Genomic DNA, 20,746 nt, shown 5'->3' with positions numbered 1-20,746 from the left:
TATCGAAACCGGTCACAAACCAACCTCTTGCAGAATGAAATCGGCGATGGCTGCGGTGTCATTCAGGTCAAAGACCGGCACAGCCACATCGAGCGGCGTGTCACTTGCGACGGCGCGGATCGTCGCGTTCTCAGGCGCCATCAACGGGTTCGCAGCCTCGGCCCGATAGGCTTCGACCTTGGGATGGGCCTCGCTTTTAAACCCCTCGATCAACACTAGATCGACTGGCGACAGTCGCTCTAGTAACTCATTCAATGGAGGCTCGGGCACGCCGCGCAGCTCTTGCATGATCGCGACGCGTTGACCCGAGGCCAGCAGAACCTCGGACGCGCCCGCAACGCGGTGACGATAGCTGTCAGTGCCCGGCTGATCGACATCGACATTGTGATGGGCGTGTTTCAGGGTCGAGACGGTAAAGCCGCGCCCGGTGATCTCAGTCACCAGCCGCTCCATCAACCCAGTCTTGCCCGCGTTTTTCCAGCCAGTGACGCCGTAAACCTTCATGCCTGCTCCAGCAGTTGTTCTGCCCGCGCCAGATCGTCGGGTGTGTTGACGTTGAAGAACGGATCAAAGGGATCGGCCGGGAACAGCGCCTCGCGCCCGTCATGTTTATCGGTCCACAGCACGACCTTGCGCAGGCCGTCATTCAGCGCATCCCGCAGATCGTCGCGTAATGCCACGGGCCAGAGACCAAAGGTCGGGTGCCGATTGACCCGTTTTCCACCACCAGATTTCAACGCCTCATCCCCGGTGCGTGGCGTGGTAGCCAGCACCAGCGGAAGTGTTTGCCCCTGGGCAGCGTCGCTCAGCCGCATCACCAGATCGCGCGGTAAAAACGGAGTATCGGCGGCAGCGGTGACAATGCAGTCAGCCCCTTGCGTGGCCGCCCAGTCGAGCCCTGCCAGAACACCCGCCAGAGGGCCAGCGAACCCTTCGATCGTGTCGGGCAGAATAGGCAGGTTCAGATCAGCGAACCGTTCGGGATCACCATTGGCGTTTAGCGCAAGGCCATCCACTTGCGAGGAAAGCCGGTCGATCACATGAGATAGCAGGCTTTGCCCGCCGATCTGCAACAGACCCTTGTCTCCGCCACCCATTCGGGTGGCGAGACCACCTGCGAGGATGATGCCAAGTGGGCGGATCATGCGGTGCCCTCGATCTCGGGCCACTTCTTGAATTTCGTGAACGGCTGCGCCGACGCAAGGCAGATGCCAGCCAAAAGAAGCAGTATCCAAATGCGCGGAGATGTTGACGTGGTTTCACCCAACCGAACACCAAGATTTACCGCGCCCAGAAAATAACCGAGAATCAAGGTAGGAAGCACGCCACACCAAAACAACAAGCGATAGCGTCGCGCAGCTTTTTGTACCGATGGCATCAATTCAAGCGACTGCGGAAGCCCATGCATCGCAATACGCTGAAGCGATGTGTTCTGAAGTCGGTAGTCAAGGCTGTTTTGCTGCCATCCAGGTCCCCAGAAAACCACCAAATCCAGCACCCCAACATATTTCCGGGCGCTCCAGCCCAACTTACCCAGCACATTTTTACTATGCGCACAAATGCCTTCAACGACGGCTCGTTTGCTGCGGAAGTAGGTTACCAGCACCAAAACATAGAGTGGCAGAATGCTGACTGCTAAAACAAAAGTGACGAAAATCCAAAGTGTCTCTGATATCATCCCGCACTCTTCCTACGATGTTTCTTATCCTCAACCGCCACGCTTGCCGGATCCACATCACGCAGCAACCGGTCCTCGCCCGACAGACACACAAACCGCTGACCTCGCATGCGGCCGATCAGGGTCAGGCCGACTTCGCGGGCGATCTCGACACCCCAGGCGGTGAAACCGGATCGGGACGCCAGCACCGGTATACCCATCATCGCCGTCTTGATCACCATTTCGGATGTCAGACGGCCAGTGGTGTAGAGGATCTTGTCGTCCGCCGCCTCACCCTCGGACAGCATCCAGCCCGCGATCTTGTCGACAGCGTTGTGGCGGCCGACATCCTCCATGTAGACCAGAGGGCGGTTTTCAAGGCACAGAACCGTTCCGTGGATCGCCCCGGCTTCAAGATACAGCGACGGGGTTCGGTTGATCTTGGCCGCCAGCTCATACAGCCATGATGTCCGCACTTGAACTTGCGGCAGGCGCACATCCTCGAGCCCCTCCATCATGTCGCCGAACACGGTGCCGACTGCGCAACCACTGGTGCGGGTCTTTTTCTTCAGCTTGTCCTCGTAGGACGTCTCGCGCGCGGTGCGGACGATCACGGTTTCCAGATCGTCGTCATAATCGACCCGCGTGATCTGATCATCATCCAGCAACATGCCCTGATTGCGCAGGAACCCCAGCGCCAGATATTCCGGATAGTCGCCTATGGTCATCGCGGTCACGATTTCCTGGGAATTCAGGAAAATCGTCAAAGGGCGCTCTTCGACAACCGAGATCTGGCTGACCTCTCCATTCTGGTCCACGCCCTCGACCGCGCGGGTCAGGCGGGCCGCGCCGGGATCGGGGGCGATGATGTAGTCCGAGACATCCAGTTCCTTGGCCAATTGCAACCCTTTCCCAAGACCGCTACTGCTGCGGCTATCACCATAGGATTTAGCCATGGCAGACACCACATCCAAGTCATACTATTGGAAGGGTTTTCGCGACGGGACCCCGTTCATTTTCGTCGCCATCCCTTTCGGCACCTTGTTCGGGGTATTCGCCACCGAAACCGGGCTGACCATCATTCAGACGATGGCGTTCACGGCAACGGTTTTCGCCGGGGCCGCGCAATTCGCGGCCTTGCAACTGCTGCAAGACAATGCGCCAACCCTGATTATCCTGGCTTCGGCGCTGGCTGTGAACCTGCGGATGGCGATGTATTCAGCCTCGCTGACGCCGTATCTGGGGGCCGCGCCACTATGGCAACGCGCCATTGGCGCATATCTGGTCGTGGACCAGTCCTACGCCAGCTGCATGGTCCGGTTCGAAAAAGAGCCCAACATGACCGTACCTCAACGCATGGCCTATTTCTTTGGCTCGGTCTCACCGATCACACCCTTGTGGATACTGTCCACTTATCTGGGGGCAGTCTTGGGCACGCGAATACCCGAAAGCTGGGCGCTGGATTTCGCCTTGCCGATTACCTTTCTGGCTATGATCGGACCGATGTTGCGCACACTGCCGCATGTTGTGGCGGCTTTAGTTGCCATAACGGTCTCGCTGCTGACGGTTGCTGTGCCCTATAATCTGGGTCTGCTGGTGGCCGGATGCATCGGTATGATGGCCGGGGCGCAGGCGGAATTGTGGCTAGAACGCAGAAAGGTCACGTAATGAACGCGGTCGATCCGGTCACCATGTGGATCATCATCGTCGGGCTGGCTTTGGGCAGCTACGGCCTGCGGTTCGTGTTCCTCGGACTGGTCGGCGATCGCCCGATGCCCCCCTGGCTGCTGCGCCATTTACGCTATACCGCCGTGGCGATCCTGCCTGCCCTGATCGCGCCGCTGGTGGTATGGCCGACCGCAACCGGCGGCCAGCCGGACATCCCGCGCATGGCGGCAGCCGCTGTCGCGCTGATGGCCGGGTTGATTACGAAAAACGTGCTTGCCGCGATCTTTTCCGGGGCCGCGACCCTTTACGCGCTGCTGTACCTATTGGGCTAGCGCACCGCTCTGCTGGTTCAGCAGGGCATTGTTCGCCGCCAGACCCTTTTGCAGATCGGCATCGTCATTTTCGCGATACTCGGTGGTGGACACCCCCGGTATCTGGCCGAATTGCTCGGACAGTTTGACCGGATAAAACGTGGTTCCGATCTGTTCGAACCCTGGCACCTGCTGCAACAATCGAGAGGTAGAGTTGGCGCAGTATGCACTGGATACCGGCCCCATCTGCTTGGCCAGCTGCAGGGCAATTTCCGCCTGTTGTGGGGTGACCTCGATGGTTTGGATACGCGCAAAATGCGTTTCGCGCGCGTGGCTGCTGCGATAGGCGCGCTCGACATTCGGAGTGATGCCGTACAGCACGTCGTTCTTGATCGGCACAACATCCGCGCGGAATGAACCTGCGGGGTCAAAAATCACCCGCTCACTACCACTGATCATCAACGAGGTATGCGCCCCCGAACCGGTTCGGGTGCTGATCATTGTATAAAGCGTCAGCGTCGACGGACCCGGATCACGGTAAGACCGTGCCACGACTTCTGACTGATCTGCCTGAGGGCGCTGCGACCCGGTGCAGCCTGCAACAGTTGCCGCCAGAAGGCAGGCAAACAAAATCCTGATCACGGTCGACCCCGGTTTGGATTACGCGGCGAAGACCGCCAGGAACAGGCAAAGGAAGGCAATCGCAACCACGCACCATGTGGTGGCCTTGATGAAACCGTTGAAGGTTTTGGTTTGGACGGTGATGTCCATTTCGCCGTGCTTGTATTCAGCCATGACTCAGAGATTCCTAATTCGCGTGTTTGAGATGTTGGATAATCGAAAAATCGAGGCCTGTCACCACGTCATTCGCGCGCAGGGGTCACGGATTGAAACACGGAACATCCCGGATAACCAAACCCCCACCGCCAGGGCAGGCCGGAACAGGGCCCGCCGCCCAAACGCACGGCGGTATACATCGCCTCGGCCGTAAAGAAGTGTGCCGTACGAATCTGGTCGGGGGTCATGTCATAGCGTTGGGCATAATCCTCGGCATGGTCATCGCCGTGTTGTTTGACGCAGGTGCGCAGCGTGTCATCCGCCGACTGGCGTGCGTCAAAGCTTTCCTCGGCTTGCAATGCGCCGCCTGCGTTGTGATAGGCGCGGTCATGGGTCACGCAGCAATATTCCCACGGCGGGTGCGCCTCGTATAGCGCGCTGAATTTAGGGAAGGTTTCAGCCACAAAGCGCCAACTGGCCGACAAACCGCCGGAACAGCCATCTGTTTCAAAGGGAATGGGCTCGGCATCCCCACGTTGCGCGATCAGCGCGCGGTGGGCTGGCATTTCGATGTTTCGCATGAATTCCTGTGCCGTTGCCGGGGCGGCCATTACTGCCAGCAAGGCCGCCAGCTTATGGGCTTTCATCGCGCATCGCCTCTGTGTCGATGGACATGCCAAAGGTGGTCGCCATCCACAACAACAACCGCTCGGCCGGGCCCATTTCAGCCCGCACCCGCAGTACCTCGTTGGCCATTGCAGGACGGTCGGTAATCAGCCCATCCACCCCCATCGAGGCCATGGCCGACATCTGCAACGGATCATTCACTGTCCAGACATAAATATCCTTGCCCGCCTCATGGACCGAGCGCACCAGACCCGGCGTCGCCATCGCGGCGTTGACGGCAAGGAAATCGCCCTCAAGCCCTGTCAGGTCACCCACCGCCGTTGCCGCCAGAACGCCAGCCCGCCAATCGGGGCGGATGGACTTCATCTTTTGCACGGCGGGGTATTTCAGCGACATGGTGGCAATGTCGTCCTGCATCCCCAACTCTTCGACAAGGGCCACCACGCGGTTTTCCAGATCGACATCATGGCCGTAATATTTCAGCTCGATGATGACCTTGGCTTTACCTTTTGCGGCCTCAAGCACCTCACGCAGAGTCGGGGTGCGTTCATCGGCGTATTCGGGACCAAACCAGCTGCCGATGTCGATCTGGGCGACATCCTCCATCGTCGCATCCCAGACCTTAAGGTTCACGCCCGCAAGTTTCATGAAATCGCTATCATGGGCGACGATCACCACGTCATCCGCCGTTTCCTGCACATCGATTTCAACCCAGTCCGCACCGTCTTCGATGGCCTTGAGCACTGCAGCCATGGTGTTTTCCGGGCGCACCGCCGCGGCGCCGCGATGACCGATAACCTCGGCCCGGTCAGGGGCTTGCACACGTTCCAGCAAATGCTGACCAAACCACAACCCGATCAACACAGCCACCACGGCTGCGCCGACGGTTGCCAACAGTGGAATACGCAGACTGCCGGGTTCGGGATGCAATGGCTCGTCTGTCTTGATCTCAAAAAAACCATCCAGCAACACTGCCAACGCGCCCAACGCAGTCGCCGCCAGCACCAATCCGGCCAATGACCAAACTCCTGCCACCAACAGGCTGTAAAGCAAGGCCAGACGCAGATGGCTGGCGCCCTGCAGGGGAACGATGGCGAACAGGATACCCGCGACCCAGGCAATCAGCGCGGCGATGATCAGACGCAGGATCAGCCATATCGCCAGTTCGATCTTGAGGCGCCCGCGTTTGCTCTCCATCCGATTGGCGCTGATGTTAAATGCATGCCCAGGGTGGACATTTTCAAACAGGACCAGATGCAGCGACAGCGCCCAAGCCGAGAGCCTGCGTATCAGCACCCAAGCCATGACCAGAACCACGGCCCCGATCAGCACTACCGCGACCCAGAACGAGGGCGGATGGAAGGTCAGGTAATAGTTGATGTCATATTCGGTCAGCGTCCACCACGCGATCAGTGCTGCAACCACAGCAAAAGGCAGCACCAGCAGCAGAACGCGCAGCACGAAGCGCACGGCAAATCCAAATAGTGCCGGAAGGCGCGACAGGATCAGGCCGATGGCGGAACTGCCCGCGCGCCATGGATCGGCTTCGCCCATCCGCAACGATGCGGCCATGACCGAGAAAACAAACACTTCGGCCAGAAGAAACAGGCTCAGCACAGCAACAGCAGCGATGAAGCCGGCGGGTGACAGGATAAAGGCGGCGATGGCCTGATCCGTCAGCGCGGTTTGATTCGACAGCGACACGGCAAGGTTTACGGTGATCGCCACGCCCGGTGCAATCAATGCCACCAGCAGCAGGCGCACGGCGATGTAGATCGGCACGAACACGCGACGGCGCGCCCAGGCGCGCCTGTAGGCGGTTGTAACGGCTGAGAAACTGGTCACGTGGCCCCCTTGAATGTTGCACTCATTCAAGGCTGCGCAGACGTGAATTGCAAGTCAGAGGATCAGCTTTCTTCCAGATCCTTGGCCAGTCGGAACCCGATGCGATTGGCGGGCTTGTCCTCGACCGACTTGGGCAGGGCCCGCAGCATCACATTCAGTTGGCTGACATGCTGCACCAGCTGGGTTCGCGCACCGGTCGCGTCCGAGCCGTAAAAAGTGATGATATCGGGATCGAAATAGCCCATGCCTTCGATCCGCATCACACCCGCATCGCCACCGGTAAAGCCCATGGCGACCTCTTGATCACCGGTCAGCGTTTGTTCGAAGTTCTGGATATACAGGATCAGCCGCTCATACGCCCATTGCGCCGGGCTTTTGGTCTCGACCGGTTTTTGCAGCTGTCCGGGCAGATCCTTGGCACCGGATTTCGCGTCCGGGTTGGCGTGGACCTCATAGCAACGGGGCAAAGCCGCCGCTTCTGCTGCCTCGGCCGATGTTTCGATCTGGTCCTGCATGGCTTTACCCTTTGCGCTGAAACTCCCACGCCCCGTCAGCGCGGCGCGTCCGGTTGACAGTTCCAATGTGGTAAAGATGGTTCAGATGTGCAACCGCTTCGACCAAAGCCAGCCCGTACTCGCCTTCTTTGATCTGGCGCTTGAATAGAGGCATAAAACAATCGGCCGCGGTTTTAGGTTGGTCCAGATAGTCCTGCAACCGGTCCAGCGCGCCGTGGTGATTGTCGATCAATTGCTTCATGCGCAGCGGCAAGCCGGTAAAAGGCAGCTTGTGCCCACCCAGCGCCAGATGATCAGGCCGCGCCAAGCCTTGCAGACGCTCACATGCCTCCAGCCACTCGGCCACGGGATCAGCCAAAGGTTCGGTGACATAGACGCCCAGATTGGGGCTGATCGAGCTGAGGATCTGATCCCCGGTGATCACCAGATTGTCATCGCGGCTCCAGAACGTGGCGTGTTCAGGGGCGTGGCCGTTGCCCATATGGACGTCCCAGTCACGGCCACCCATTCGGATGACGCTATCCTGCTTGATCCGGGTAAAGCCCAAAGGCATCGGGTACACTGTATCGCAATAGTTGAACGGACGCTCGGTCATCCGTTTGGCCAGAACACCCGCGTCCATGCCCGCGCTGCGGTAATAATCCAGCGTTTCCTGCGGCCAGCTTTCCTGCACATCCAACTGCAGCATGCGCGAGAAAAGCCATGCGGTACGCGAGGCCACTAGTTCCACGCCGTGTTCCGATTGAAACCAGCCTGCATTGCCCACGTGGTCGGGATGGTGATGGGTCACTACCACCCGGTTGATCGGCTTGCCGCCCAGCGGACCCCCCATTAGGGTTTCCCAGATGCGACGGGTCTTGTTCGAAGACATGCCCGTGTCGATCACTGTCCATCCATCGCCATCGTCCAGCGCATAGATGTTGACGTGATCCAGCGCCATGGGCAGCGGCAGGCGCATCCACAGCACCCCTTCAGCAACCTCGATCGCCTCGCCCTGCGCCGGAGGCTCAGGCCAAGGATAGCGGATTGCCAAAGGTGTATCCCCGTCCATTACACCGCCAGCTCCTCAGGGGTGAGCGCATAGATGTCCTCGGCCCCGTTCTGCGCCTGCGTCAGCAGACCGGCATATTCCGGCAGCAATGCGTTGATGTAGTACCGCGCCAGTTTCAGGCGCGGACCTTCGGGGTCAGCCAGCGCCGCCTTCAGGTGGTAATGCGCGCCCAAAACGCGGGCGAAGGCGTGCAGATAAGGCACAGCACCGGCAAACCGAGCGTTCATGTTCGATTGCGCCACGATCCACTCGGTGGCTTCGCGCAGGCTTTCGGTCGCCTCCCATACGGGACCCGCCAGACCCGGCAGGCTGGCGCGGGCCTGTTCGGCGTGATCCTCGATCTCGTCCAACAAGCGCGAGGCTGCTTCGCCCCCATCCATCATCTTGCGCGCCACAAGGTCCATGGCCTGAATGCCGTTGGTGCCCTCATAAATCGCGGTGACGCGGACGTCGCGGTAATATTGGGCTGCGCCCGTTTCCTCGATGAACCCCATACCGCCGTGAACCTGCACACCGGTTTCCGAGACGCGCATGCCTGTTTCAGTTCCGAAGGCCTTGCAGATCGGGGTCAGCAGCGCGGCGCGGGCGGACCATTCGGCGTCACCGGTGGCCGTGGCCATATCGATAGCAGCCGCATTGGCCAGCATGATGGCGCGCGCGGCAAAGGTATCCGCGCGCATGCTCATCAGCATCCGGCGCACGTCCGCATGGTCGATGATGGTGCCCGAGGGCGTCTTGCCCTGCTTGCGGTCCAGCGCATAGGCCAGCGCGTGCTGGTAGGCACCCTCGGCAGCCCCAACACCCTGACCACCAACACCCAGGCGGGCATTGTTCATCATGGTGAACATCGCAGCCATGCCGCCATGTTCCTTACCAACAAGCCAGCCCCTGGCCCCGTCATATTGCATGACACAGGTCGGTGAACCATGCAGGCCCATCTTATGTTCCAGCGACACCACTTTCAGATCGTTGGCCACACCGGGATTGCCGTTTTCATCGGGCAGGTACTTGGGCACCAAAAACAGAGAAATCCCCTTGGTTCCAGGCACACCATCCGGCAGACGCGCCAGCACCAGATGGCATACATTCTCGGTAAAGTCGTTGTCACCCCAAGAGATAAAGATCTTCTGACCCGAAACCGAATAGGTCCCGTCGCCGTTGGGCACTGCCTTGGAAGACAAAGCCCCCACATCCGATCCGGCCTGCGCTTCGGTCAGGTTCATGGTGCCCGACCATTCGCCCGTCATCATCTTTGGCAGGTACAGCGATTTCAGCTCGTCACTGGCGTGATGTTCCAGCGCTTCGATCTGGCCTTGCGTCATCAACGGTGCCAGTTGCAGCGACAAGCACGCGGCCGACATCATCTCATTTACAGCGGTGGTCAGGGCCATCGGCAGGCCCATACCACCGAACTCTGGATCGCCGCTCATCCCGATCCAACCGCCTTCGGCAATCGCCTTCCACCCATCTACGTAACCGGGCGATGTACGCAACACGCCATTTTCCAACCGCGATGGCTCCAGATCACCGGGGCGTTGCAGCGGGGCCATTACCTCTTCGCACATCTTGCCGGCCTCAGACAGGATCGCACCGACCACATCTTCGCTGGCTTCCGAAAACTTCTCGGTCGCCGCGATTTGATCGAATCCGACGACGTGGCGGAACAACAATTCATAGTCGGAAATGGGCGCGCGGTATGGCATGTCTTCCCCCGGGTCTGTTTGGGTCGGTTTTTGGCGGGTGGGGTTGGAAATTGCAATGCCCACCTTTATGCATCCTTGATTGGTCGGAAACGTAACTGGCCTTGTTCTGCAAGCAATCAAAACGCGGCGTCACATGAAATGAACCCTAACGGCACTTTGGATTTAGCCGCCGATCCGGGCGGAATCGCACAGGCAGCTGACCTGCTGCGGCAGGGCCTGCTGGTCGCCTTCGCCACTGAAACTGTCTATGGACTGGGCGGTGACGCCCGCAATACCGAAGCCGTGGCCAGCATTTATGCCGCCAAGGGACGACCCAGCTTTAACCCGTTGATTGCGCATGTGGCCTCTGCCGAGGCAGCGCAGCGATATGTCGAATGGTCCGAGCGGGCCGAGACACTGGCTGCCGCATTCTGGCCCGGTCCCCTGACAATGGTTCTTCCTCTGCGTCAGGGGCACGGGATTTCACCGCTGGTCACAGCCGGGCTAGAGACGCTGGCGGTTCGGGTCCCAGCACATGGTACGGCCCGGGCGTTGCTGTCAGCCTTTGACGGGCCGGTGGCAGCGCCATCGGCCAACCCCTCCGGTCAGATCAGCCCTACGACTGCCGATCACGTGCGCGCGGGTCTGAATGGGCGTATCGCGGCCATACTGGATGACGGCCCCTGCGGTGTTGGTCTGGAATCCACCATCGTTGGACTGGCCGGAGAGCCCGCATTGCTGCGCCCCGGCGGTGTGGCGCTGGAACAGATCGAAACCGTTTTGAATACACAACTGCACCTGCATCAGGCCTCGGATGTACTGACCGCGCCGGGCCAGTTGCAATCGCACTACGCCCCCGACGCACCCGTACGCCTGAATGCGGCCGGCCCGCAGGGTGACGAGGTTTTGCTGGGGTTTGGCGCTGTTCCGTGTGATCTGAACCTGTCAGATAGCGGTGATCTGACCGAAGCCGCCGCAAACCTGTTCTCGGCCCTGCACAGGTTGAACACCACAGGCCGCCCGATTGCGGTGTCACCGATCCCCGATCATGGATTGGGCGCGGCTATCAATGACCGCCTGCGCCGCGCCGCCGCGCCGCGCGACAGCTGATCAGGCGCGCCCGGCGCTGGCCGACAAGGTCAGTGGATCAACCCCCAGCGTCGCCAGCGCAGCCTCCCACTTTTCATCATCGGGAACGTCGAACACCAGTTTCGAGGTCGCCTCGGTGGTCAGCCAACCGTTCATGGCAATCTCATCCTCTAGCTGGTCGGGACCCCATCCGGAATAGCCCAGCGCCAGCATCGAATTCAAAGGCCCCCGCCCCGAGGCCAGATCCTCGAGCACATCCAATGTCGCGGTCATGCTGAAATCATCCGAGATTTGCATGGAATGCAGGTTGGCATCGTAATCCGCGCTGTGCAGGACAAATCCGCGCGACATCTCAACCGGGCCGCCAAAATGAACCAGACGTTCGCCCACGACAGGGATGCTGCAGGCGATGTTCAACTGGCTGAGCAGGGTTTTGATCCGCAAATCCGACGGTTTGTTGACAATCAGGCCCATTGCCCCGTCCTCGCCATGGCTGCAGATATACACCACCGAGTGATCGAAACGTGGATCACCCATTCCAGGCATCGCGATCAACAGTTTTCCGGTCAGATCCATGGATTTAAAACTCTTGCTTCGTCTTCCTTCAACAATGGCCCCGGCACGTGGGGGTTGGCAAGGGATCAGGTCACATTTCGCCAGATTTCATCACGGTGACCCGAACGTGACTTGGAATCACCGGCAAGACCACGCATCTATGGGGTATGACGCGTTATCTTAAATCAACCGCGGCCGCTCTGACCGCTTGTTTCGCCCTGACCGCCCCCGTCCATGCGCAGGTTGAGGGCGATGTTGTGCAACTGGATGTGCTTGATGGTGGGCGTACGGCCAATGGCACCTATCTGGGGGCGCTGCGGCTGACGCTGAAGGACGGCTGGAAAACCTATTGGCGCGCACCCGGTGACGCTGGTATCCCGCCGCAGTTTGATTGGAACCGCTCGCAAAATGTGGGTGATGTGGCGATCACCTGGCCTGCGCCCCACGTATTTGTACAAAATGGCCTGCAATCGCTGGGCTATGCCGATCAACTGGTGCTGCCTGTTGAAATTACTCCAAGCGACCCCGCCAAACCCGTGCGGTTGCGTGGGGAAATGGATTTGGGCGTCTGCAAGGATGTCTGCATCCCCGAGACGTTGGATTTCGACCATACGCTGGACGCTGACGCCGGGCGCAACCCAGCCATTGCCGCAGCACTGGCCCAACGCCCCTATTCCGCGAAAGAGGCTCAGGTGACTGCCGCCAGCTGCCATCTGACCCCCACATCAGACGGTATGCGGATCGAAGCCCGCGTAACCATGCCCTCGGCCGGAGGGCGCGAGGTTGCGGTGATCGAACCGGGAAACCCCACGCTTTGGGCCTCGGAACCCGAAACGACACGGCAGGGCGGGACCCTGGTGGCCACATCCGAGGTGATCAGCGCCTCGGGCGGACCATTTGCGCTGGACCGGTCCGACATACGGATCACGGTACTGGGCGCCAATCATGCCGTCGACATTCAGGGATGCAGCGCGGGCTGAGAGATGGGGAATACTCCTAAGATCGGCGCGCTGGCCGTTGTGGTGCATGAAACCCGCGTGCTGCTGGTGCAGCGCAGCAAACAGCCAGATGCGGGGCTCTGGGGGTTTCCCGGTGGGCATGTGGAATGGGGCGAAACGGTGATGCAAGCCGCGCAAAGGGAGTTGCGCGAGGAAACCTCGGTCATCGCGGAACCGCTGTGTTATCTTGACAATCTGGACCTTCTGCGCCGCGACGAACAGGGCGCTGTGCAGTCGCATTACCTGCTGGTCGGGGTCGCTTGTGAATATCGTTCAGGTTCTCCCGTCGCAGGGGACGATGCGCTGGACGCCCGTTGGTTTTCGATAGATCAGATCAGACAAGGTGACCTGCCCATGAGTGATCGAGTCGTCGATCTGCTGGAAACCGCGCTGCAGGCGCGTCAAGCCGCCCGTCCCTTGAGCCGCACGTAAAGCAAGCCGGACAACACGACGCTTAGCATCAGAATTGGTAGCGCACCGGCAAGGAACGCTCCCAGCCCCATATGCAGCGCCGCGATGCCCTCATCCCCCGGGTAGAGCCCTGACAACAAACCAACTGGCGCGCCAGTCATCGCGGGCCAAATCATCGTCATGCCAAACCACAGCAGCAACACAAGCCCGGTGGCCATCACCGTGCCCTGCACCACTCGATCCGGTGCCCGCATCGCCCGGCGCAACGCAGTCATCGGGCGTGACAGGTCGTTTAGAATAGCCAGCAGCGCCGGCACCAGTAACAACACTAGGAACATTCCGAAACCCAGCCCGTACACCAGCGTGATCACCGAAGGTTTGAGGAACTGCGCCTGTTGCGAGCCTTCATACAGCAACGGTGTCAGCCCCAAAACCGTCGTCAGCGTCGTCAGCATCACGGGTCTGAGTCGATCCGCCGTGCCTTCGACAATCGACGGCACCAACCCCCGCTCTCGCTGATAGGCGTCGATGGTCGTGACCAGAACGATCGAGTCGTTGATGATGATCCCAGTCATCCCCAGCAGGCCGATCACGGTAAACATGCTCAGCGGTACATCCCATATATAGTGCCCCCAGATCGCGCCCACCAATCCAAACGGAATGATCGCCATCACCACCAAAGGTCGCGTCCAGCTGGCAAAAACCCAGGCCAGCACAAGGTAGATCCCGGTCAGGCACAGGATCAGGCCGGTGCGCGCCTCGGTCAGGAATTCATCTTCTTGCTCGCTCAGGCCCGTCAACCGCCATTCGACCTGCCGTTCGGCGGCGATATTGGGCAGGATCTCGTCATTCAGCGCCCGGGCAATTTCTGCCGCACGGGCCGGATCATCCTCGGAGATGTCACCCCCCACCGTAATCACTCGCAGGCCGTTATTGCGCCGCACCGTCGAAAAGCCCGACTTGCGCTCGACCGAGACGATATCGGCCAGCGGCACATAGACGCCATCCGGCGTGCGCATAAGGGTGCGTTCCAGAAAATCGGCGGTCAGTTCACCTTCGGGCAATTCGACACGGATTTCGGCGCTGCGCGGACCATCGGGGAAAGTCGCGGCCTCGATCCCGTTCAGACGATCCCGCAACACACGGCTCAGCGTTTCCATACGAAAACCCAGCGCCTGCCCTATGGGTGTCAAATCCAGAATGAAATCTTCCTTGTCATAGGCCAGGTCGTCCTGCAGCGCCGAAACCTCGGGGTATTTCGCCAATTCGGCCCGCAGATCTTCGGAAGCTGCTTTGAGCGTGTTCACGTCGGCGCCATAGAACTGCACCTCGATTGAATCACCGCCGGGCCCGGACCGCCAGCCGCGGAAGGTCAGCATCTCGACCTTGGGATGGCGCGGTACAAAATCCTGTAACTCACCCACGAACTCAAAGCTGGAATAGGGGCGCAGGTCGGCGTCGATCAGCTCGATTGAAATCCCGCCCAGCAAGTCCTGATCCTTGCCTTCTGCGGCGGGCGGGTTGAACCATCCGGCATTTCCACCCACCTCGGCCAACACATAATCGATAGGATTGCGGCCATGGCGTTCTTCGTAAATCTGTCCCAGTTCTTCGGCAGCGCGCTGAATCTCGCGCATCATCGCCAGCGTATCTTCGCGGGTCGCACCTTCGGCCATGATAAAGTTGCCAGTGACCGAGCCGCGTTCGGGCGCGTTGAAAAAGCGCCAGTTCACGTCACCTTTGATAAATAGCGCAATCTGGCTGGCCAGGATCACCACCATCACGGCCACAACCACATAGCGGGCCCAAACCACCCAGGCGATCAGCGGGCGGAACAGGTGATCGCGCACCCAGCGAAACCCGCGATTGACAACGCGGTTGGGCAAGTCATACCAATGCTCTTTCGCCGAATGCGCGATAGCGTGGGCCATGTGGTTGGGCAGAATCAGGAAACATTCGATCAACGAGGCGATCAGCACCGCAATCACAGTGAACGGGATGTCATAGATCAATTCCCCAAACCGGCCGCCGATGGCAGTCAGACCAAAAAAGGCGATCACGGTGGTCAGGGTGGCGGCGAATACCGGCATCGCCATGCGCCGCGCAGCACGTTCGGCGGCCACGATCGGAGCCTCGCCCAGCCGGCGCGCACGGAAATCGGCGTGTTCACCAACAACAATGGCGTCATCCACCACGATGCCCAGCGTGATGATCAGCCCGAACAGCGAAATCATGTTGATCGACAGCCCGCCGATATACATGAACGCAATCGCCGCTGACATTGCCACCGGGATACCCGCCGCAACCCAAAAGGCGATACGCGCATTCAGGAACAAAAACAGCAGGCACACCACAAGGCCCAACCCCATCAGACCGTTGTCCACCAGAATATCCAAGCGGTCAGTGATCGCCTGCGCACGTGTGCGGATCAGCTCGATCGTCACTCCTTCGGGCAGGCTGGCCTGCAGTTCGGCCACCACATCCTCGACCGAGTGCTGAATCTGAATCGCATCTCCCAGGTTCGAACGGTCGATGCGCACCGACATGGCGGGGTTTTCGCCAACAAAGTAACTGCGATTGCGATTGACGCCTTCCACCCGAATATCCGCAACATCCCCGATAAAAAGTTTTGAGCCATCGGCAAAATTGCGCAGCGCAATGCCCTCAATCTCTTCGGGGGTGCGCTTTTCGGTGCCGGTACGGATGCGCGCATTGGCGCCCGTGACATCACCTGCGGGGCTGGCCATCGCTTCAGCGGCTATAGCCTGCGCAATCTCGGACAGGGTGATGTCATTGGCGATCAATTGCGCCGTTGGCACTTCGACCACCACGCGCGGCGCGGCAAGGCCGCGAATCGTGGTGCGGGTCACGCCAGCGGCGAACAGGCGGTTGATCATCTCGTCGGTGAACTTGGCCAGTTGATCCGGGTCAACGGGGCCGGTCACGACCACATCCGTCACACGATCCCGCCACGCACCACGCCGGATCGAGGGTTCTTCGGCGTCATCAGGCAGGTTGGTCACACTGTCGACGGCGGTTCTGACCTCATCTACGGCGCGCGACATGTCCCAGTTCGGCTCAAACTCCAGCCGGATATTGGCGCGTCCCTCGCGCGAGGTCGAAATCGCGCTGGCAACCCCTTCGACCGCCAGCAGAGCGGGTTCCAGCAGCTGGACGATGCCATTGTCCACATCCTCGGGGCCCGCACCTTCCCATTCGACGATGACATCGACACGTTCAAGGATGACGTCCGGGAAGAATTGCGCCCGCATCGACGGGATCGCCGCCGCGCCCAGCACCAGCATCACCAACAACAGCAGGTTGGCCACCGTCCGGTGGCGGGTGAAGTAGCTGAGGATACCGCCCGCCGCGCCGGGGATGTCGCGCATCATGGCGCTTACCCTCCTGCCCGGGTCTCGATGCTGCGCACCAGTGAGGCCGGGACACGGCTCTCGCTTAATTGTCCCAGAACACGAGCCTTGACGTCGTTCGGCATCTGATCGCTGGCCTCGACCCGCGCCACCAGTTGGGCGCGTTGTTCATCCGACAATTCAACCATGTCCGGTTCCGCCCCGGCATTGGCCTCGATCCGCAGTGGCCGCACCCGAACCCCGCCACCCAACAGCGGCGTCCGGCCAACAACAACCTCGCGCCCGACCAGACCATCACCGCGCAACAACACCTCATCGCCCTGGCGACGGATCAGTTGCACAGGCAGCGCCTCGAGCCTGTCATCGGGGCCCAGCACCAGCACCGTGCCCGCCGCATCAAGAACCGATGATGGCAAACGCACCACATTGTCCAGCTGTTGTTCCTGTACTGTGACCGTTACGAAATCGCCAGGCTTGAAACCGGGCGCGTCGTCCAGACGGGCATAGATCAGACGGCCAGTCTGCCCCTCACCCGCTGATCCGCTGTCGCGGCTGATGCGCCCCGTGGCGATCAGATCGGTTCCTGTTACCTCAAGCGATACGGTCACCGGCGCCTCGATCAGATTACCCTGGGCATCCAATAGGCGCACAAACTGCGCAGTCGAGACACGGAACGCGACCTCAAGCGCGTTGGGATCCACTAATTCCGCCAGTTTTTCATTCGCCGCAACCAACCGGCCCTCGACCAGGGTCACATCCGTCAGCGTCCCGGCAAACCGCGCGCGGACGGTCATGTCGTCCAGATCGCGTTCAGCGGCCTCAAGCGCGATACGGGCACGGGCCAACAACGTGGTTGCCTGATCGACGCGCGATTCCGCCTGCGCCAGTGCGATACGGCGCGCCAGAACCGCCTGCTGTGCGGCCGCTTCGGCCAGTTCGGCCTCTTCTGCGGCGGCAGGCGTGCCCACCCCGCGGCTTTGCAAATCCTTCTGACGCTGCATGGCACGTCCACGCAAGGCCGCCTGCGCCTCGGCCGAGTTCAACTCATCCTGCGCCAAAAGCAGTGAGCGTTCGGCATCGCGTTCCTCGAACTGAGCGTCCAGCAGGTCGGACTTGGCGCGGTCCAGGGCCGATTGTGCGTCAGCCGGGTCCAGTTCGACCAGAACCTCGCCGGTGGTGACGACGCCGCCATCCTCAAAATCCTCAGCCAACGAGATCACGCGCCCGCCCAATGCGGCGCGCAGCTCCAGGCGGCGGCGGCTTTGCACCTCGCCAAAGGCTTCGAGATAGGGGGTTACCGTCTCTAACTCGGCCGGTTGCACGCTGACGGCAAAAATGCGTTCGCGGCCCTCGGGTGGCTCACTGTCGCGGTTCAGGGCCTCTTGCACCGCGCTGACAATCAGCTGTACCGCGACAAATACCAAGGCCAGCGTTAGAAACGCCAGAAAGACACCAACAAGGCTTTGCCTCAAAAATCGCATCTATCACTTACCCCGGTCGCATCAGGCTACCATATGCAAAACGTAGCCGGGCACGGAAAAATGCCAAGCCACAAAGCGGTTACAATCAGTTATACGTGCAACCAGTCTACTTCCGTCGGAGATGTTCGTCCAATCTTGGCATTATTTCCACGAAATTGCAGGGACGATGCCGGTAATCGAACTGTTTTTCTAAAATACCGTCCCAGGCGTCCTTGCAGGCACCGGGGCTGCCGGGCAGTGCAAACAGATAAGTGCCCTCGGCCACGCCACCCGTGGCGCGGGATTGCACCGCTGAAGTGCCGATCTTTTCCATCGAAATGAGGGTGAAAACAGTGCCGAATGCCTCAATTTCCTTTTCATAGACGTCCCGGTGCGCCTCAACCGTCACATCGCGGCCGGTCAAACCGGTGCCACCGGTCGAGATCACCACGTCAATGTCCGGGTCACCGGCCCACAGCCGCAACTGCGCCGCGATCTCACCGCGCTCATCGCGGATGATCTTGCGGTCGGCCACCGAATGACCCGCGCGTTCGATCCGGTCGACCAATGTCTGACCTGAGCGGTCATCTTCTAGCGATCGCGTATCCGAGACGGTCAGAACTGCGATCCGAACCGGAATGAATTCCATGCTTTCGTCGATGCGTGACATGTGGTGTCAGGCCCTTTCCATGATGGCAAGCCGGATGGCGAGGGCAGCGAAAATTCCCCCGGTCACCCAGCCCATAATACGTGAGGCGCGCGGGTTCGAGATCAGAATCTTCCCCGCGCCCCCGGCAAATACGCCCACCAGCCCATTCACCACAAACCCGCCCAGCGCGATGATGACGCCCAAAATCAGGAATTGGGGCAGGATCGGACCTATGGCGGGATTCACGAATTGCGGGATAAAGGCCAAAACGAACAGGATGACCTTGGGATTGGTCAGGTTCACCACCAACCCGTCGCGAAAGGCGTGGCTTGTGGGCTTTGCAGGCGCATCGGCGGACACCGCCCCGTTCCGGATCGCGCCCCATGCCAAATACAGCAGATAAGCCACCCCCATCCAGCGGATTACATCGAACAGCCATGGCATCGTAGCTACGCCGGCCCCCAACCCAAGCCCCGCTACAAAAACATGAACCATCGATCCGAGGGAAATTCCCGCGCTTGCAGCGAAAGCCGGTTTGGCACCTGACCGCAAACCTTGCCCAAAGCAAAACAACATGTCTGCGCCGGGGGTGAAATTCAGTGCCAAAGCTGCCGGAATAAACGCCAGCAGCGTGACCATTTCTATCATAAGGTGACCTCGAACCAATTTACCTTGGGGCCCAGATTGGCGATCTGCGTGCGGCCTAGGCTGCCGCGATAGCCCCAGCTGTCATGGATGTGTCCACACAGCGCAAGTTGCGGCTGCAGGCGTTCCACTGCGTCGCGCACGGCCACGGACCCCACCGCATCGCCCTGCGACGTGACATCGCCGTACCCCTTGGGCGGTGAATGCGCGATCAGAATATCCGCCGCGTCACAACGGTCCAGCAATTCAGTGGCCTCAGCCTCGGTCAGGTCACAGGACCAGTCGCCAAAAGGTGTAACCGGCACGCCATACCCCAGCCCGAACAGCCGCAGGCCGTCCAATGTCATGCCGGCGCCGTGCAGCACATGGTCACCTTCCGGCGCGGCCTTGACCAGTTCCTGCGCGCTTTCGGCATTGCCGGGCACCATCACGAACGGTGCGGTGATGCCGGACAGCATCGCCATCGCCTGGTCCAACCCCTGTCGCGCATTGCAGAAATCCCCAGCCCCGATCACCAGATCGGCCTCGGCGCTGGCCGCGACGACCTCGGCCGCGCGGTTGCGTGCCATATGCAGATCGGAAAAGGCCAGAATGCGCATCACTTGCCCTCCAGCCGGGCTTTCAGCTCTAGCAGATCAGCCCAGGCCTGCCGCTTCATCTGTGGTTGGCGCAGCAGGTAAGCGGGGTGGAACATCGGGATGACCGGTAGGTTCAGCGCCTGTGCCCATTGCCCGCGCAACCGAGTGATACCGCGCTTGCCCAGCACCGCCTGACAGCTGATATTGCCCATAATCACCAGAACCTCGGGCTTGGCCAGCGCCACATGCCGTTCCAGAAACGGTTTCATCATCCCGATCTCTTCGGGTTTCGGGTCGCGATTCTGCGGCGGGCGCCAGGGCAGGACGTTGGTGATATAGGCATTCTGGGTGCGATCCAGATCAATCGCCACCAGCATCCGGTCCAGCAATTGCCCGGCGCGGCCGACAAAGGGCTTGCCTTCACGGTCCTCTTCTCGGCCTGGCGCTTCGCCGATGATCATGACCCGTGCGCCCGGCGTGCCATCTGCAAAGACCAACTGCCGCGCGCCACGCTTCAGCTCGCAATGCTCAAACGTATCCATCGCCGAACGCAATTGGTCCAGCGACCCAGCACCTTGGGCTGCCGCTTTCGCGACGGCAACTGGATCTACTTTCTTGGGTTTGCCCGGGGCAGCCTGGGCCACGGCGGGCTTTTTAGTCTTGGGCGCAGTGTCAGGCAAAGCAAAACGGTCAACCGGCGCATCGCCGATTGCGTCCGTTGCACCCAGTTCGATCTGCCACTCCAGCAGAGCCCGTGCCGTATGATAGTCCAAAGCCGATTCCATACTCTTCAATCTAACCAGCTTTTGAACGAGGGAAAGCGAATAGGCCTTGATCGGGCGGTCCGTCGCACCGAC

Annotated in this window: 23 protein-coding genes; 5 read left to right on the top strand and 18 right to left on the bottom strand. The window is 60.3% G+C overall.

Annotation, left to right across the window (positions count from 1 at the left end):
- Positions 1 to 12: 12 nt before the first annotated feature.
- The 4 genes from mobB to ACR0AL_RS12920 are packed head-to-tail and all read right to left on the bottom strand — an operon-like array spanning position 13 to position 2,562.
- A complete protein-coding gene (mobB, locus tag ACR0AL_RS12935; protein WP_170350679.1) occupies positions 13 to 504 on the bottom strand; it encodes a molybdopterin-guanine dinucleotide biosynthesis protein B in 492 nt (163 codons plus the stop codon).
- Positions 501 to 1,145: a molybdenum cofactor guanylyltransferase MobA gene (gene mobA / locus ACR0AL_RS12930; RefSeq protein ID WP_170350680.1), complete on the bottom strand. Its 645-nt coding sequence runs from the start codon at positions 1,143 to 1,145 to the stop codon at positions 501 to 503. The genes mobB and mobA overlap by 4 nt, the downstream gene beginning before the upstream one ends.
- Positions 1,142 to 1,678, bottom strand: coding sequence for a hypothetical protein (locus ACR0AL_RS12925; RefSeq protein ID WP_170551678.1), 537 nt, complete (start codon positions 1,676 to 1,678; stop codon positions 1,142 to 1,144). The genes mobA and ACR0AL_RS12925 overlap by 4 nt, the downstream gene beginning before the upstream one ends.
- Positions 1,675 to 2,562, bottom strand: a complete 888-nt coding sequence (locus tag ACR0AL_RS12920) for a formate dehydrogenase accessory sulfurtransferase FdhD (protein WP_170350768.1) — start codon at positions 2,560 to 2,562, stop codon at positions 1,675 to 1,677. Before ACR0AL_RS12920 ends, ACR0AL_RS12925 begins: the two co-directional genes overlap by 4 nt.
- A 49-nt stretch (positions 2,563 to 2,611) precedes the next feature.
- Between ACR0AL_RS12920 and ACR0AL_RS12915 the strand changes: the two genes are divergently transcribed.
- Together ACR0AL_RS12915 and ACR0AL_RS12910 are read left to right on the top strand one after the other, a co-directional pair.
- Positions 2,612 to 3,325, top strand: coding sequence for an AzlC family ABC transporter permease (locus tag ACR0AL_RS12915; protein ID WP_480663307.1), 714 nt, complete (start codon positions 2,612 to 2,614; stop codon positions 3,323 to 3,325).
- Positions 3,325 to 3,657, top strand: coding sequence for an AzlD domain-containing protein (locus ACR0AL_RS12910; RefSeq protein ID WP_170350769.1), 333 nt, complete (start codon positions 3,325 to 3,327; stop codon positions 3,655 to 3,657). The genes ACR0AL_RS12915 and ACR0AL_RS12910 overlap by 1 nt, the downstream gene beginning before the upstream one ends.
- Here the strand turns inward: ACR0AL_RS12910 and ACR0AL_RS12905 are convergent.
- The 7 genes from ACR0AL_RS12905 to ACR0AL_RS12875 all read right to left on the bottom strand — a co-directional run bounded on the left by ACR0AL_RS12905 (position 3,646) and on the right by ACR0AL_RS12875 (position 10,154).
- The gene (locus ACR0AL_RS12905) at positions 3,646 to 4,278 is read right to left on the bottom strand and encodes a hypothetical protein (RefSeq protein ID WP_170350684.1); all 633 of its coding nucleotides are present in this window, start codon (positions 4,276 to 4,278) and stop codon (positions 3,646 to 3,648) included. The genes ACR0AL_RS12910 and ACR0AL_RS12905 overlap by 12 nt on opposite strands.
- A gap of 18 nt (positions 4,279 to 4,296) precedes the next feature.
- The gene (locus ACR0AL_RS12900) at positions 4,297 to 4,431 is read right to left on the bottom strand and encodes an aa3-type cytochrome c oxidase subunit IV (protein ID WP_058281864.1); all 135 of its coding nucleotides are present in this window, start codon (positions 4,429 to 4,431) and stop codon (positions 4,297 to 4,299) included.
- A 68-nt stretch (positions 4,432 to 4,499) separates the two neighbouring features.
- A complete protein-coding gene (locus ACR0AL_RS12895) occupies positions 4,500 to 5,060 on the bottom strand; it encodes a hypothetical protein (RefSeq protein ID WP_480663305.1) in 561 nt (186 codons plus the stop codon).
- Positions 5,047 to 6,885 (bottom strand): glycerophosphodiester phosphodiesterase, encoded by a 1,839-nt coding sequence (locus ACR0AL_RS12890; protein ID WP_480663303.1) that lies wholly within the window; start codon positions 6,883 to 6,885, stop codon positions 5,047 to 5,049. Before ACR0AL_RS12890 ends, ACR0AL_RS12895 begins: the two co-directional genes overlap by 14 nt.
- 62 nt (positions 6,886 to 6,947) lie before the next feature.
- Complete coding sequence (locus tag ACR0AL_RS12885) at positions 6,948 to 7,400, bottom strand: DUF6173 family protein (protein ID WP_170350687.1); 453 nt, start codon at positions 7,398 to 7,400, stop codon at positions 6,948 to 6,950.
- 4 nt (positions 7,401 to 7,404) lie between these two features.
- Complete coding sequence (locus tag ACR0AL_RS12880; RefSeq protein WP_480663301.1) at positions 7,405 to 8,451, bottom strand: MBL fold metallo-hydrolase; 1,047 nt, start codon at positions 8,449 to 8,451, stop codon at positions 7,405 to 7,407.
- The gene (locus ACR0AL_RS12875; RefSeq protein WP_480663299.1) at positions 8,451 to 10,154 is read right to left on the bottom strand and encodes an acyl-CoA dehydrogenase family protein; all 1,704 of its coding nucleotides are present in this window, start codon (positions 10,152 to 10,154) and stop codon (positions 8,451 to 8,453) included. The genes ACR0AL_RS12880 and ACR0AL_RS12875 overlap by 1 nt, the downstream gene beginning before the upstream one ends.
- Positions 10,155 to 10,292: 138 nt before the next feature.
- Between ACR0AL_RS12875 and ACR0AL_RS12870 the strand changes: the two genes are divergently transcribed.
- Positions 10,293 to 11,243, top strand: a complete 951-nt coding sequence (locus ACR0AL_RS12870) for an L-threonylcarbamoyladenylate synthase (protein WP_170350690.1) — start codon at positions 10,293 to 10,295, stop codon at positions 11,241 to 11,243.
- Here ACR0AL_RS12870 and ACR0AL_RS12865 read toward each other — a convergent pair whose 3' ends face one another.
- Positions 11,244 to 11,798, bottom strand: a complete 555-nt coding sequence (locus ACR0AL_RS12865; protein ID WP_170350691.1) for a YqgE/AlgH family protein — start codon at positions 11,796 to 11,798, stop codon at positions 11,244 to 11,246.
- 146 nt (positions 11,799 to 11,944) lie between these two features.
- Here ACR0AL_RS12865 and ACR0AL_RS12860 point away from each other — a divergent pair, with 146 nt between their 5' ends.
- Both ACR0AL_RS12860 and ACR0AL_RS12855 read left to right on the top strand, forming a co-directional pair.
- Entirely contained in the window at positions 11,945 to 12,757 is an 813-nt protein-coding gene (locus ACR0AL_RS12860; protein ID WP_170350693.1) for a protein-disulfide reductase DsbD domain-containing protein, read from the top strand.
- A gap of 3 nt (positions 12,758 to 12,760) precedes the next feature.
- Positions 12,761 to 13,207 carry an NUDIX hydrolase gene (locus ACR0AL_RS12855; protein WP_170350694.1) on the top strand — a complete coding sequence of 149 codons (447 nt, stop codon included), beginning with the start codon at positions 12,761 to 12,763 and terminating at the stop codon, positions 13,205 to 13,207.
- Here ACR0AL_RS12855 and ACR0AL_RS12850 read toward each other — a convergent pair.
- The 6 genes from ACR0AL_RS12850 to ACR0AL_RS12825 form a co-directional block, all read right to left on the bottom strand.
- On the bottom strand, positions 13,177 to 16,578 hold the full coding sequence (locus ACR0AL_RS12850) for an efflux RND transporter permease subunit (RefSeq protein WP_480663297.1): 3,402 nt from the start codon (positions 16,576 to 16,578) through the stop codon (positions 13,177 to 13,179). The genes ACR0AL_RS12855 and ACR0AL_RS12850 overlap by 31 nt on opposite strands.
- A gap of 5 nt (positions 16,579 to 16,583) precedes the next feature.
- On the bottom strand, positions 16,584 to 18,038 hold the full coding sequence (locus ACR0AL_RS12845) for an efflux RND transporter periplasmic adaptor subunit (protein ID WP_226689303.1): 1,455 nt from the start codon (positions 18,036 to 18,038) through the stop codon (positions 16,584 to 16,586).
- Between the two features lie 106 nt (positions 18,039 to 18,144).
- The gene (gene moaB, locus ACR0AL_RS12840) at positions 18,145 to 18,687 is read right to left on the bottom strand and encodes a molybdenum cofactor biosynthesis protein B (RefSeq protein WP_480648094.1); all 543 of its coding nucleotides are present in this window, start codon (positions 18,685 to 18,687) and stop codon (positions 18,145 to 18,147) included.
- A 6-nt stretch (positions 18,688 to 18,693) separates the two neighbouring features.
- Complete coding sequence (locus tag ACR0AL_RS12835; protein ID WP_480663295.1) at positions 18,694 to 19,314, bottom strand: LysE family translocator; 621 nt, start codon at positions 19,312 to 19,314, stop codon at positions 18,694 to 18,696.
- Positions 19,311 to 19,910: a metallophosphoesterase family protein gene (locus ACR0AL_RS12830; protein ID WP_170350703.1), complete on the bottom strand. Its 600-nt coding sequence runs from the start codon at positions 19,908 to 19,910 to the stop codon at positions 19,311 to 19,313. The genes ACR0AL_RS12835 and ACR0AL_RS12830 overlap by 4 nt, the downstream gene beginning before the upstream one ends.
- On the bottom strand, positions 19,910 to 20,674 hold the full coding sequence (locus ACR0AL_RS12825; RefSeq protein ID WP_480639040.1) for a uracil-DNA glycosylase: 765 nt from the start codon (positions 20,672 to 20,674) through the stop codon (positions 19,910 to 19,912). The genes ACR0AL_RS12830 and ACR0AL_RS12825 overlap by 1 nt, the downstream gene beginning before the upstream one ends.
- Positions 20,675 to 20,746 lie beyond the last annotated feature (72 nt).

The sequence above is a fragment of the Ruegeria sp. BB1 genome (genome assembly GCF_056539465.1).
The sequence above is the reverse complement of the archived record's forward strand: the minus strand, read 5'-3'. Positions and strand labels throughout refer to the sequence as shown.